The 12421-nt window shown below is 35.3% G+C and carries 15 protein-coding genes; 13 read left to right on the top strand and 2 right to left on the bottom strand.

All coding sequences use genetic code 11. From position 1 onward, the window contains the following. Nucleotides 1-79 precede the first annotated feature (79 nt). The 7 genes from ACVWNY_RS10100 (at nucleotide 80) to ACVWNY_RS10070 (ending at nucleotide 6172) form a co-directional block, all read left to right on the top strand. Entirely contained in the window at nucleotides 80-2185 is a 2106-nt protein-coding gene (locus tag ACVWNY_RS10100; RefSeq protein WP_454071309.1) for a hypothetical protein, read from the top strand. Between the two features lie 13 nt (nucleotides 2186-2198). After that, nucleotides 2199-2732, top strand: a complete 534-nt coding sequence (locus ACVWNY_RS10095) for a hypothetical protein (RefSeq protein ID WP_218327765.1) — start codon at nucleotides 2199-2201, stop codon at nucleotides 2730-2732. Between the two features lie 26 nt (nucleotides 2733-2758). Next, the gene (locus ACVWNY_RS10090) at nucleotides 2759-3364 is read left to right on the top strand and encodes a hypothetical protein (protein WP_218327766.1); all 606 of its coding nucleotides are present in this window, start codon (nucleotides 2759-2761) and stop codon (nucleotides 3362-3364) included. A 21-nt stretch (nucleotides 3365-3385) separates the two neighbouring features. Beyond that, nucleotides 3386-3607, top strand: a complete 222-nt coding sequence (locus tag ACVWNY_RS10085) for a hypothetical protein (RefSeq protein ID WP_438719577.1) — start codon at nucleotides 3386-3388, stop codon at nucleotides 3605-3607. A gap of 451 nt (nucleotides 3608-4058) precedes the next feature. Next, nucleotides 4059-4442: a hypothetical protein gene (locus tag ACVWNY_RS10080; protein ID WP_218326942.1), complete on the top strand. Its 384-nt coding sequence runs from the start codon at nucleotides 4059-4061 to the stop codon at nucleotides 4440-4442. A gap of 276 nt (nucleotides 4443-4718) precedes the next feature. Continuing rightward, a complete protein-coding gene (locus ACVWNY_RS10075; protein ID WP_218326941.1) occupies nucleotides 4719-5249 on the top strand; it encodes a hypothetical protein in 531 nt (176 codons plus the stop codon). 239 nt (nucleotides 5250-5488) lie between these two features. After that, nucleotides 5489-6172 (top strand): winged helix-turn-helix domain-containing protein, encoded by a 684-nt coding sequence (locus ACVWNY_RS10070; protein WP_218326940.1) that lies wholly within the window; start codon nucleotides 5489-5491, stop codon nucleotides 6170-6172. A 495-nt stretch (nucleotides 6173-6667) separates the two neighbouring features. On the opposite strand, the gene ACVWNY_RS10065 is transcribed toward ACVWNY_RS10070, so the two are convergent. Together ACVWNY_RS10065 and ACVWNY_RS10060 are read right to left on the bottom strand one after the other, a co-directional pair. Next, nucleotides 6668-6997: a helix-turn-helix domain-containing protein gene (locus ACVWNY_RS10065; RefSeq protein WP_218326939.1), complete on the bottom strand. Its 330-nt coding sequence runs from the start codon at nucleotides 6995-6997 to the stop codon at nucleotides 6668-6670. 330 nt (nucleotides 6998-7327) lie between these two features. Further along, entirely contained in the window at nucleotides 7328-7762 is a 435-nt protein-coding gene (locus ACVWNY_RS10060; RefSeq protein WP_218326938.1) for a DUF3788 domain-containing protein, read from the bottom strand. Between the two features lie 829 nt (nucleotides 7763-8591). Between ACVWNY_RS10060 and ACVWNY_RS10055 the strand changes: the two genes are divergently transcribed. The 6 genes from ACVWNY_RS10055 (at nucleotide 8592) to ACVWNY_RS10030 (ending at nucleotide 12411) form a co-directional block, all read left to right on the top strand. Continuing rightward, nucleotides 8592-8843, top strand: coding sequence for a hypothetical protein (locus tag ACVWNY_RS10055; protein ID WP_461211729.1), 252 nt, complete (start codon nucleotides 8592-8594; stop codon nucleotides 8841-8843). A gap of 376 nt (nucleotides 8844-9219) precedes the next feature. Next, nucleotides 9220-9483 carry a hypothetical protein gene (locus ACVWNY_RS10050; protein WP_218326936.1) on the top strand — a complete coding sequence of 88 codons (264 nt, stop codon included), beginning with the start codon at nucleotides 9220-9222 and terminating at the stop codon, nucleotides 9481-9483. A gap of 188 nt (nucleotides 9484-9671) precedes the next feature. Continuing rightward, nucleotides 9672-10535, top strand: a complete 864-nt coding sequence (locus tag ACVWNY_RS10045; protein WP_218326935.1) for a LysR family transcriptional regulator — start codon at nucleotides 9672-9674, stop codon at nucleotides 10533-10535. Between the two features lie 105 nt (nucleotides 10536-10640). Further along, the gene (locus ACVWNY_RS10040) at nucleotides 10641-11009 is read left to right on the top strand and encodes a MerR family transcriptional regulator (RefSeq protein WP_218326934.1); all 369 of its coding nucleotides are present in this window, start codon (nucleotides 10641-10643) and stop codon (nucleotides 11007-11009) included. Continuing rightward, nucleotides 11006-11554 carry an NAD(P)H-dependent oxidoreductase gene (locus ACVWNY_RS10035; protein WP_454071307.1) on the top strand — a complete coding sequence of 183 codons (549 nt, stop codon included), beginning with the start codon at nucleotides 11006-11008 and terminating at the stop codon, nucleotides 11552-11554. Before ACVWNY_RS10040 ends, ACVWNY_RS10035 begins: the two co-directional genes overlap by 4 nt. Nucleotides 11555-11565: 11 nt before the next feature. Further along, a complete protein-coding gene (locus tag ACVWNY_RS10030) occupies nucleotides 11566-12411 on the top strand; it encodes an aldo/keto reductase (protein ID WP_218326932.1) in 846 nt (281 codons plus the stop codon). The last annotated feature ends 10 nt before the right edge of the window (nucleotides 12412-12421 follow it).

Below are 12421 nucleotides of genomic sequence, written 5' to 3'. Positions count from 1 at the left end.
TTTATTTGAAAATAATGATTAAAGATTATACTATTTCGGGACTGGTTAAGAACCAAATTTGTTGTGGAGGGGTTGAACTTTGAAGAAACTTATTAACTTATTTTTATTATTTGTAATCTTGATGTCTTTATCGCCGGTTCAATCACTTGCTGCAGATACGTCAACGGTAGAAAGTTCCGAGACAACAGATACTTTACCAGAATCTAAGGATGCGATAACGAGTGACACAACAGAAAGTACGGCATCTTCATCTGATGTAGCTTCATCTAATACGGCTTCATCAGAAAATGAAGAAGTAGTGGCAGAAACTTCTGACGAACCTCAAGTAACAGTTGCGGATGTGACCCAAACAGGAAGCAGTACAGCACCTTTTCTAGTTTCCAATGCCAGTGAGCTATCCAGTGCTTTGGCTAATGCTATTCCAAGTGGATCTGATGCATTGTACATAAAGTTTTTAAACAATATCGACTATAACTTTACTGGGCAAGTGATTAATAAGAATACAGTGATTGATGGTGGAAATTATAATCTGACCTATACTGGGACAGCTTATACAGCTATTCATTTTGTTGTCCGACTAAATAATTTGAACATAACCTTAAAAAATATCAATTACAAAAATGCTAGTAGTTATTACGGGATCCTTACTGTTGCCAGCAATGCCACAGGAAATCAGGTAAATATTGAAAATGTCACCTACAATGTCAGTCGTGGGGGTCAGCCCTTTTATTCAGATGTGGGGAATAATACTTTGAATTTCAGTGGAACGAATGATTTTTATGTTGATAGTTCAGGTGGTGATAACCAAGAATTTTCCGAAGGCTTTAGCAATATCAATTTTAAAAAGGACAGTGTCACTAAGATCCATCAGAATACCTCTAGTAGCGAGGGCGTGTTCTGGATGAAAAGTAATGGCACGATGAATCTGGAAGAGAATGCTCAAGTCAATATTGAATCTGGAAAATATGGATTGTTTTATGTCAATGGTTCGATGAATTTGAATGTCGGGAAAAGTGCCCAGTTTAATTTTAATCGCATCAATGGATTTCAACCTACCTATAACGATCTGATTCGAGTGCAATCAACGATGAATATTTCGACTGGTGAAGATGCGGAAGTGAATTTTTCCACTGAGGCGATGGGCATGAATGTTAAAACAGTAAATATCTATGCCAATAAAACGAGTCAAGTTGCATTTCGTTCTACTGGTTCCCAAGCCGCGATTGCACAAGGGACAGCAAATTTTTTGAGGCAAGATGATTCTAATAGCTTGTACCAAATTAACTCAGAAGCAAATGGTGTGACGACGACTTTAGTGGATAAGGTTCCTTACAATCAATGGCAGACAGTTAATTCCACTAGTTACAGCGGAAAGTCAGCGATTATTTATGAAAGAATGCTGTCTTTAGAAGGAATTACTGCTGCAGAAACGGTAGGTCGTGGCGTCAGTCGAATCGATGCCAATACTTCCGGCTATAAAACAATGAAGAGTCGGAATAATTCGATGCGCTATTTATTAAGTAGCCAACAATTGACGACCCAGGCTGATATAAAAACAGCTTATGATCAAATGCTGACAACCAATCCGAATGCTGCTAAGGAAATCACTAGTTCAGCTGTGCCAGATGCGCCACTGAGCTTTAGTAATTTGCCGGCGGGAAATTACTATGTCTATGGTCAAGCAGTCGCAAGTACGACTGGTGCAACTGCGACAACGGATTGGGTACAGGCGACCGTCACTGTTCCAGAGTATAAGGATTTATCTATTGTTTCTACGATTGATTTTTGGGCCTTCAGACCGAAGATTACCAAAGAAGACAATCTGGACTTTGCCAATTATCAAGTGATTAATTACGGGAATACTACCCGCAGTTTGTCATTGAATAATTTAACCGTGAATAGCGGCTCTGCTAGTGACGTTACTTTGGTGGATCAATTAACTGAAGGAAAAGACAGCCAGCTGGCACTTTCATTAGTTGCCCAAAAAAATGATTCCCAAGATGAAGTCAAGTGGGGACCGTTGTTAGCAAATAAAGGCAGTACCGCAAGTTTGAGCCTGACTCCTTATTGGCAGACAGATCATGGTGCAGATCTTTATGTGACTGGGAATTTTTCTGGTCCTTATGATGTGATAAAAAATGTCAGTTACACGTTGCATTTTGATATAGCGACCGTGACTAGCTAGAAAGGAGAACAAGATGGAAGAAACAAAACCCCAAGAAGAAAAGAAAAAGAAAAAATGGTTGTTGTTACTTTTGTTGCTATTGTTGTTAATCGTTGGTGGATACTTTATCTACGATAGGTTTATCAAAAAAGACGAAGTACCTGTTACCGTGATTGCTGGTGATTTTTTACCAGAGGGCAAAGATGCCTCTAAGATGTCAGATAAAGAACTGGCAAACTTGGCACAGCAAAATGTCGATGACAGCCAATTTAATATGATGATTACATCAGAAGCCACCTTCAATAGTGACATGACTGGCAACTTACAAATTAAAAATCCCGACAGTAACCATAATCCCGTCAACGTGGTAGTGACGTTAGATAGTAGTGGTGATGTCGTTTATAGTTCTGGTGCAATTCAGCCAGGTGAGGAAATTAAGCAGGCTACTTTAGAGAAAAAATTAAGTGCCGGTAATTATCCTGCTACCGCAACTTTTAATTTATATGATCCGGATACCAATAAAAAAACCGGAGAAGTCGCTTCAGCAGTAACCTTAATGGTGCAATAAATAGATAGAAGAAAGAGGAGAACAAAATGAAGAAAAAAATGATGGCAGGTTTATTAGTAGCAGCTTTTGGCGTAGTAGGATTTAGTGGAACAAGTTTAGCAGATGAAACATCAACAATTGATGGTCGGGATAATGGAAAAGATACTGCAGATATCACAATTAACGGGAACTTAGCCGCTGATAATACTGATCCTGATTCAGGCTTACCAGAAGGCGATCCAGTTTGGGTCAATGTGACAGTGCCAACTGTGACAAGTTTCTGGAATACACCTACTCAAGCAGCTTTCCAATCACCAAATTACACGATTACTAATAACTCAGGACGTCCTGTGACGCTAGCAACAACAGCTTTCAAACAAAATGACTCTGTGACATTACCTAATGATTTCAGTTTAAATGCTGTCTTAAATGGAACAGATATCAAACTAGCTGAAGCTGGTAGTTTAGCTTTTTCTGCAAATGACAACTTGATGACTTTAGCAAATAAAGATGGCAAAATGACATCAGCTGCATCAGCTGTTACAGATTCTAACAAAGCTAGCTATAAATATACTGGTTCAGCAACTGTTTCTAGTAGCTTAAAACCACAATTCCAATTAACGATGAAATTCACACCAGTTGTTTGGAACTAGTGATAGAAAGGTTCGCTGCTGATGGAAAAAGATATTCAAATCAACGGCAATTTGACTGTTGAAAGTACGACAGATACGAATCAGTCGCCAACAACAGACACAACTACACAAAAATTAGTTATCACACAAGAACGCCAAGGTCGTTATCCGCAAACAGCAGATTTAACGAATATGGACTGGGTATTTCTAGGTTTACTATTATGTCTGATCGTCATTGTTTCCCGCAAGCTAATAAAAGATTAAGCTGGAGAAACAAAGAATCTCTGATCAATCCCACCAGTCTTACTTGGAATATCATGATGGATAACTAAAATAATCGAAAATTTAACTGCCGACAACATTAAAAAAGATGTTGTCGGCAGTTTTTTTGTCTGGAAAAATTTTCAGTAAGTCAGCTAAAAAACTTAAAACCGCCAAAATTCCAGCACAACTTGTTGGGATTTTTTTATTTTGTAAAAAATCGCCAAGTTCAATGACACTGAACAGATTTTTTAATCTACGACATTTGTTTTTAAAGGCTTTAAATCAAGGTCTTTTAGCTGAAAAATAAAATAGGATTTTTCTCATGTCGTGGATTTTTAAAACAGTTGAGTGTCCTCTGGAGGACGGAAAAAAATATTTTTAAGATTTTTTGGACTTTTTCACCAAAACTTTCGTTATTAGAAATAAGAAGAAAAAATGAGGAGAAAAAATTATGCAAAAACATCCTTTTACTTGCCGCCAGCTATTAAACCGCGACTATCGAAAAATCCAACGACAAGTGACGAAATACTATAGAAATACGACGAATCTAGTTTTGTGTCTGAAAATCATCCAAGCGCTATTAATCCGCCGAAACCTTGCGGCAGAGAAACTAGATTTACCACTAGTGGAAATCGTTAGAGAAATCTATCAAAAAAATCCAGCTACCCCTGATATAGCTGCGGAAATTTATCAATTTGGCGAGTATTTCACCGCGAGAGAAAGGCATTTGTTAATGGGAAAGTATAAACAACTAGTCCGTTTATTTGTGCTGGTGAGAATTCTTGGAGAGCGCTTGCTGCATATTCGCAAAAGAGGATTATTTTTGAGTGGCTAATGAAAAAGTGACTATCTTTAAGCTTGAAAAATTGTTTGAGATAAAAGAACCGACAGAAATCGTTAATTTACGATGGCTAAAACTGTTAATATTTCTTTGTTCTCAGAATTCGTTGTTATTTATAATTAAAAATCTATATTATTAATTATTAAGTTAACACTATGTGTATAAGTTATTGTATTATTTTTAGTCTATTAAATGACGAAAATGCCACAATTAAAGGATTCGACCTGTTATAATTAGATGAATGTGGTTAAAAGTCAAGGAGGATTAAAAATGAAAGAAGGACAGAAATTTAAATTAATCAAGTGGAATAAACAATTAATCTCAGTCGCCACCGGAATATTATTAATCAGCCAATTAGCAGTCGGACCAGTCCAAGTTTTAGCGGAGACGACAGATAGTGCATCACCAAATAGTTCCGAAAATATTGATCAAGAAAATCAACTAGATGTCGGGATGTCTGGTGAATTATTTACAGAAGAAAAGCAAAATTCTGATGGGAATACTGGAGGCGAGAGTCAGGCATCAGCCAGTAAAGAGACTACCAGAAATGGTGCGAGTCCACAAATTGGTGAAGTGACAACGGAACAAGGACTAAAGGATGCTATAGCGAGCGCTTCAACTACTGGTGCAGAACCTATTGTTTTATCTGGCACAATCGAGATTAGTTCTGTAATTGCTTTTAGCGGAAAAGATATCACTCTGACATCCACAGATGGTGCTACTTTAAAAAGAGTAGGTAGTTATACTGGTGGTGTTCTGACTGTACAATATCAGCTCATTTCTACAAATATCACGAATTGATCAAAATAAAATGACAATAATAAACACTGGCCTATTAATCAATGGAACACTGATAATAAAGAATTATTAGAACGAAAGTTATTTCTACTTAATTGATCACTATTTATTCTTTTTAATAGGTGAATGAGATTAGGGATATATCAATATTTAGATAGTCAAAATTAATTATTTTCTAAATTGAACGACTGGGGGAGTATAAAAACTCCCTCTATACATATAGGAAAAGAGAGGTGTTAGGTATGTCTCGTATTTTATATTTAACGAGGAACGTTTATGCAGAACAACAGTTGGAGTCACGGATTCGCAAATTGGGACATGAAGTCTTATGTAGTCAAACGCTGTTAAAAGAAATAAGAAATAAAAAAGTATCACAGAATTTTTTTACGGAATTTGAAGTAGTGCTATTAAGTGATACATTGACAAAAAGCGATAGTGAAAATATCTTACCGGAAATCTCCCAACAGGAACCACTAATTATTAAAATAATTGAGACAGAAGAGGAAGTCAGCCAGCAATCACAGATTCAAATTTATTTATCTCCTGAAACTTCTTTAGAAACGATACGGGAAGTCTTGAGTGTGGAAAAGAAAGAGGATCCTCAAAAAGAACCTCAAAAAGAACACAAATTATTGAACCCATCTTTATGGGAGTGGCGTGATGAATTGATTTTTCAAAAAGTAACTTTTACAAGAGTAGAACAAAATATTTTGAAGGAATTATTAAAAGCTGAAGGAGAACCATTAACCCCAAGAGAATTGGCTCATTTGGTTTGGGGAACAGAATATAGACCTGCCATCCAAAGTCATCTGTCGGCGACTGTTGGCCGCATGAAAAAGAAGATCCGAGACTGTGGCTTTGGCAGTGCCTATTTACAAACCGTTTGGGGAAAAGGCTATGCATTCAAGCTGGAGCAGCAGGATTAGAATAGTGGAGGACCAGGTAATGAAAATTTGCTGGTTTTTTACTATAATCATTGGTTAAAACTCTGCTTTTCTTACGCCAATCTGTTAACTTACAATAATTATTAAACTTTCTAAAGAAACAACTAAAATAGCCGACCATCTAGCTTGAAGAATGGTTGGTTATTTAGAGGACTAATAAAAATTAAAAGCACTATACTTTCAGCTGTATTTTTAGCATTTAATCTTGACTTTATAGGTGTACATCATAAGAAAAATAAGGCATAACTCCATAAGGCTACGAGAAAAATGAAAATCGCCAACCAAACTAATTTTCCGATTAAACTATTGGGATTTATCGATAACCCTACGCCATAAACTTTAGGGATCCATAAAGGTTGGGGCAAATTAGGGTCAGAGTTAAAATGAGTTTTATAAAGTAGATAGCTGATCACTTGCAGTGGTATACATAGAGTAAGGATAGACAGAGCAACCCACTTTTCAGATAGAATATGTTGATTACGCAGTGCAACACCAGCCACTGTAGTCAGCATGATAGCAATCGTCAGACCAGCAACTATTCTGCCTAATTTTTTGAGCCCGTCTTTCTCTTTTTATTAAGGCATAATCCTTTTCCACTTTTTTCATATAGTTCACGTCTTCCTTGAGTAAGTAATCTAAGGAAAGATCCAATTGATCGCTAATTTGAATAAGTGTAGGAATATCAGGAAAGTTTTTTTCATTCTTCCAATTAGAAATAGTTTGACGCGTGACAAAGATTTTATCTGCAAAATCTTGTTGGGTCCAACCTAGTTCTTTTCGCCTTTCTTTTATCAAATCACTAAACAAAGTCTCTCCTCCTTAGTTATTTCTAACTTACCAAAAGTACATCTAAATGCTAGCAAAACTCTTTTGTATCAACAAGCAAGAGATTCTTGCAACCTGATTAAATTAGACTTTTTAAAAGGAGAAGAGATTATTTTTTACTTGGAATAGTGGGAGTTAGTTTGGCAGCGAATCTCCTAATTCCTGAAGTCATATTGATCATAAAAAAAGAACTTCGATTTAGAAGTTCTTTTTTTTGTTTGTTCTAGTTCGAATACAATGATAAATTAATCAACTTTAGATCTGCTAACCAAATGAAATCCTGCAGTAAAGTTAGATAGTTTTTTTGACTTACTACCCACGAACTCTCAAAGAGATAATTTGTTTAATATCTTTGACAGTACTTTCATTTCGAATGTTTAACGGCAATGATTTTCCAGTATGGCCAACCTTGGTATTATTATAGATTTCTTGAGTCTCATGGGAAAGTGTCGGTAAAAGTATTTCTGCTTCTGCTAATTCCTTATGATTTAATGGTAACAATGCTAAAACATATCCTTCTTGAGGATAGAGGGTACAAATAGTACGCCCCTTTTTACGATATTTAATATTCCATCCCTTCCAAATCCCTTGATCCATGGAACAACCACTATAAGCTTTTTTCGCTTTTATTTCATAAGTATCTTGTAAATAATGATCTAATTCTTCAAACATAGGGTTATTGATAAAGTCCTTGACTTGTTGTGGGGTTGGTTCAACATCTTTGGTATATTTTTCACTCCATAGCATTTATATCCATCCTCTCTTTGTCGCAAACTACTCAACAGCATCCGTACCTTCGACCTATTTTTTTAATACATCAATTTTACCAGATTTCTATTTAGGTCGCTTGTCTATCAGTGCTATTTTCCAGAAAAATGGAAACGATTACGACGCTTGCCTTTAATTGAGTACACTAAACTCTGATTTTATCTATTCATAATCGAGCTTGAATTCATTCTTTTACTCGATATTATTATGTCTTCTTGTAGCTAAGTAATGATTTCTTCGGACTTTTGTCTCAAGTTCTGCTTCCTAGTTAGTCGAATATAACAAAAAGCAAAGTTTTTTTATGAAATCAGTTCATTTTATCTGTAAATTTTGAAAAATAGTGCAGATGTGACTAATCTTGTCCACTTATGCTTAATTTTAAAAAAGTCGTCTTCAAAATTAGTATGATTTAAAAAGAAAGATCATGAACTATGAAGATGTTTTCTAAATGATCTTGATTACGGTAAAAACTGAGGTGGTTTTCAATGAGAAAGGTTCATTTTGATTAAGGAAAGGAGTGTCCGTCTTCTATGAGTGAAGAAGATCGTGCCAGACAATAATAAAGACAACGATTAAATGCTGCGAAACGTACGCTAGAAAAGGAAAAGTCTAACTTTACTAAATAAATAGTCAGCAAAATGGCTTAGGAATATGCAAGAAAGAAGTTGGGAAGATAACTCTGGCGATGCACAATTCATTGAGGATGGAATTAAAGATTATAAATAAAGACAGGTGAAAAAATAATGTATCATTTGCAAAAAAAATACTCCTATTTTTTTCAGGATCAATTTTAGCAGTAGTAGTATTTATGGGTGTTCTTGTGCTTATGAATGAAACTAAAATTTTATCAAGCTTGAACTATACGAAGATGAAACCTAATCAAGAAATAAAATTAGAGGTAAAACCAAATATTGATCATCTTGAATACTATTCAACTTTGGTTATTGATAATCCAGATGGTTTGAAATTACAAATGAGTAGCAATACAAATAAAACTATTTGGCGAAATAAAACAGATGATGAATTTTACGATATAATAAATAAAAAAAAATTACCTTAGTTGATAAAAATGGAGAAATTATTGAGTTAGAGGAGGATATTCCAGATAATTATCCAGTTGATTTTTATCAAAATAAATTAGTAACATGGTTTAAAGAGGAAAAAACATATGGTGTGACAAACAATAAGTATTATTCTATAACAATAAAAAACATATCTAACCGTTCAGGAAAAGTATCTGCATCTGTATATAATTATTGAAAATTAAATAAAAGATAGTTATTTAACGGTTAGGGAAACATGACCTGCAGCCCACCAAGCGTTTGGTGGGCTTCTTTTGCTTCAAAATTAGCTAAGGTGCTAATACGTTTAAAACAGTAAGTAAGGCTACATCAGTTAGCAAATTAGGAAAAGTAACTAGCATATTAGATAAAACTATGAAGTATGGAGATGATGCAGCAAAAGCATTAGGGAATAAACTGAGCAAGATACCAATTCCAGTCGTTGATGAATTTGTGGACTCTAATGGGTATTTAACAAAAGTAATAGGTAAAGGTGATCTTGGAGACTATTCTAAAATACTCAAATCTGATATTGCTAAAGGAAAGAATGTTGGTAAATATAAGAAAGCCAGTGGGGCTAAACTGAAAGTAGAGACAACTATGAATAGTAAAATACCTATTTTTCATAGGTTTAAATGACTTATCACTTCTAAAAAAATGACGTTGAAATATTTCATCTGTAATGAATAAAAACCTAGAGTAATTATATTCCAAAACCATATTTGATTTTACAACGTCTTTATAGTTAATTATAATGAGCTATAAAATCTGTTTAAAATGACTTAAAAATTTTTGTGACGGTTAAAATTAACGGCAGGAGTAAACTTATGGAATTAAGAGTTTTGAATTATTTTTTAGTGGTTGCTAGAGAAGAAAATATCACACGAGCGGCAAGTATTTTACACATTACTCAGCCTACCTTATCCCGCCAATTGCTACAGTTAGAAGATGAACTAGGTGTGAAACTATACCAACGCAGTAAGCACCGTATTATTTTAACTGAAGAAGGGAATCTTTTGCGTCGTCGGGCGCAAGAAATTTTACAACTAACTGAAAAGACCAAGTCAGAATTAGTCCAAGCTGATGAAAATGTAGTCGGAGAAATCTCGATTGGTTGTGGCGAGTTATTGAGTATGGAACAAATAGGAAATTTAATTCAGGGCTTTAAAAAACTATATCCACTAGTTACCTTCCATATAATAAGTGGCATGAATGATTTTATTAAAGAACAAATCGAGCAGGGTCTAATGGATTTTGGTTTATTGATACAACCTGTGGAGATAGAAAAATACCAGTTTATCCGTATGAAGCAACAGGAGAGATGGGGGATTCTAGTCAAAGAGACTGATCCATTGGCTCAGAAGTCAAGGGTCACCCCGCAAGATTTATTTGGGAGAGATTTAATAGTTACAGACAGTCATCCTATTCAAAATGAATTAGCTAGTTGGTTTAATCAGAATGATGCAGAATTAAAAATCGTTTCGACTTATACTTTATTGAATAATGCAGCGGTGTTAGTTAATAGTGGGGTAGGTTTAGTCCTCTGCATAGAGTTACATGTTCGTTACCCAAATCTTAAGTTTATTCCTTTTGAGCCCGACTTAACTTTACATTCCGTGTTGGCATGGAAAGCCAATCAAGTATATTCAGAAGCTACTCGAGCGTTTATTGAATTCGTTAAAAATGCTTAAAAAGCATTTGTTTGCATTTAATATAAGTATTAGACATTTATTGTTCTAGACACGATAATGAATCGTGTTGAGAGGAATAGATGTCTTTTTTTGTGAGGTGAAAAAATGAAACAGAGTGAAGTTAGCCAACAATATCATATCCCAGTGGAAGTTTTAAAAGAATATGAAACATGGGGCTTATGTGATTCCGTCAAAATTGTGATGGGAGCTTGGCAATACGATGATCAAGATTTAGAACGACTTGGAAAAATTATGGCTCTCCATGATATTGGTTTTGAAAATGATGAAATTAAAACCTATATGCAATTGAATATTTTAAAACCAGATTCTCAAGTTGAACAACTACGTTTCTTAGAGAAAAAGCGTGGTCAAAAATTAAATCAAATTCACTTAGAAGAACAAAAAATTGAACGAATTGATTATCTACGACAAGAAATTAGAAAAGCTGAAAGAAAAGGAAGTAAATTTAAATGAAAACAACGGTATTAGTATTTCACCCTGATTTATCAACATCAAACGTTAATGCAAAACTAGCTGAAGCAATCAAAGATCTAACAGATATCGAAGTGCGTGATATGTACCAACTGTATCCTGATTTTAAAATCGATGTGGCGGCTGAACAAGCTGTCTTGGAAGAGGCAGATCGGATCGTTTTACAATTTCCTATGTATTGGTATTCAAGTCCGGCTTTAGTTAAACAATGGGAAGATGCCGTCCTAGACTATGGTTGGGCTCATGGTAGCGCAGGTGATAAATTACACGGGAAAGAATTATTGTTAGTTGTTACTCCCGGTGCGCCAACTGAATTATATGGTCATGGAAATGATTTTAAATACACTGTAACTGAGTTATTACGCCCGTTCCAAGCTACTAGTAATTTAATTGGGACTGATTTTATTACGCCGTTTATCTCAACTGGTGCTTCTCGAATGGACGATGCAGAAATTGCTGAGCGAGCAGCAGCATACAAAGCGTATTTAAGTACAGAAGATTTAGTAGTTTTAGCAGATTTTGAATAGGAGGAATTGTAATGGAATATGTAACTTTAAGTAATGGCGTAAAAATGCCAAAATTAGGTTTTGGCGTTTTTCTAATGAACGAACCAGGAGAAGCAGAAGAAGCGGTCACTAACGCTTTAAAAACTGGCTACCGCTTAATTGATACAGCTTCAAGATATTACAACGAAGAAGAAGTAGGGGCTGCCTTGAAAAAAAGTAGCATTCCTCGGGAAGAATTGTTTATTACCACAAAACTTTGGTTTAAAGATGCTGGATATGAAAATACCAAAAAAGCTTTTAACGTTTCTTTAGAAAAACTAGGACTGGACTATCTGGATTTATATTTAATTCATCAACCTTTTAATGATTATTATGGTTCATGGCGGGCGATGGAAGAGTTATATCAGACAGGAAAAATTCGAGCAATTGGTGTCAGTAATTTCTATCCTGACCGTTTGAAGGATTTAGTCATGCATAATGACATTGCACCAATGGTGGATCAACGAGAAACACATCCGTTGAATCAACAATGGGAGGCAGAAGCTTTGATGAAGGAAGCCGGTGTTCAACTAGAAGCCTGGAGTCCTTTAGGTCGTGGAGGAAAAGACATCTTGACCCATCCAGTTTTAATGGAAATAGCAAAAACCCATCAAAAATCGGTAGCACAAGTAATTTTACGCTGGTTTATGCAAAGAAATGTAGTCACTATCCCCAAAGCAAGTCATCTAGAAAGAATGCAAGAAAACTTTGAGATTTTTGATTTTGTTTTATCGGCTGAAGAAATGGCTTTAATCAAAGCGATAGATCAAAAAGCACCGTTGGGTGGTACGACACATGATGACCCTCGCATGTTAGATATGTTAAGTCAATTCGAATAGGAGAGAAAAA

The organism is Enterococcus sp. JNUCC 77 (assembly GCF_054819945.1).
Note: the sequence above shows the minus strand (reverse complement) of the source record. Positions and strands in the feature narration are given on the sequence as shown.

Excerpts from the sequence above, each read along its gene's own strand:
- ACVWNY_RS10090 (WP_218327766.1), top strand. The coding sequence starts at position 2,759 with ATGAAGAAAAAAATGATGGCAGGTTTATTAGTAGCAGCTTTTGGCGTA.
- ACVWNY_RS10055 (WP_461211729.1), top strand. The coding sequence starts at position 8,592 with ATGGGTGTTCTTGTGCTTATGAATGAAACTAAAATTTTATCAAGCTTG.
- ACVWNY_RS10035 (WP_454071307.1), top strand. The coding sequence starts at position 11,006 with ATGAAAACAACGGTATTAGTATTTCACCCTGATTTATCAACATCAAAC.
- ACVWNY_RS10050 (WP_218326936.1), top strand. The coding sequence starts at position 9,220 with ATGAAGTATGGAGATGATGCAGCAAAAGCATTAGGGAATAAACTGAGC.
- ACVWNY_RS10040 (WP_218326934.1), top strand. The coding sequence starts at position 10,641 with ATGAAACAGAGTGAAGTTAGCCAACAATATCATATCCCAGTGGAAGTT.
- ACVWNY_RS10080 (WP_218326942.1), top strand. The coding sequence starts at position 4,059 with ATGCAAAAACATCCTTTTACTTGCCGCCAGCTATTAAACCGCGACTAT.
- ACVWNY_RS10045 (WP_218326935.1), top strand. The coding sequence starts at position 9,672 with ATGGAATTAAGAGTTTTGAATTATTTTTTAGTGGTTGCTAGAGAAGAA.
- ACVWNY_RS10030 (WP_218326932.1), top strand. The coding sequence starts at position 11,566 with ATGGAATATGTAACTTTAAGTAATGGCGTAAAAATGCCAAAATTAGGT.
- ACVWNY_RS10075 (WP_218326941.1), top strand. The coding sequence starts at position 4,719 with ATGAAAGAAGGACAGAAATTTAAATTAATCAAGTGGAATAAACAATTA.
- ACVWNY_RS10095 (WP_218327765.1), top strand. The coding sequence starts at position 2,199 with ATGGAAGAAACAAAACCCCAAGAAGAAAAGAAAAAGAAAAAATGGTTG.
- ACVWNY_RS10070 (WP_218326940.1), top strand. The coding sequence starts at position 5,489 with ATGTCTCGTATTTTATATTTAACGAGGAACGTTTATGCAGAACAACAG.
- ACVWNY_RS10085 (WP_438719577.1), top strand. The coding sequence starts at position 3,386 with ATGGAAAAAGATATTCAAATCAACGGCAATTTGACTGTTGAAAGTACG.
- ACVWNY_RS10060 (WP_218326938.1), bottom strand. The coding sequence starts at position 7,762 with ATGCTATGGAGTGAAAAATATACCAAAGATGTTGAACCAACCCCACAA.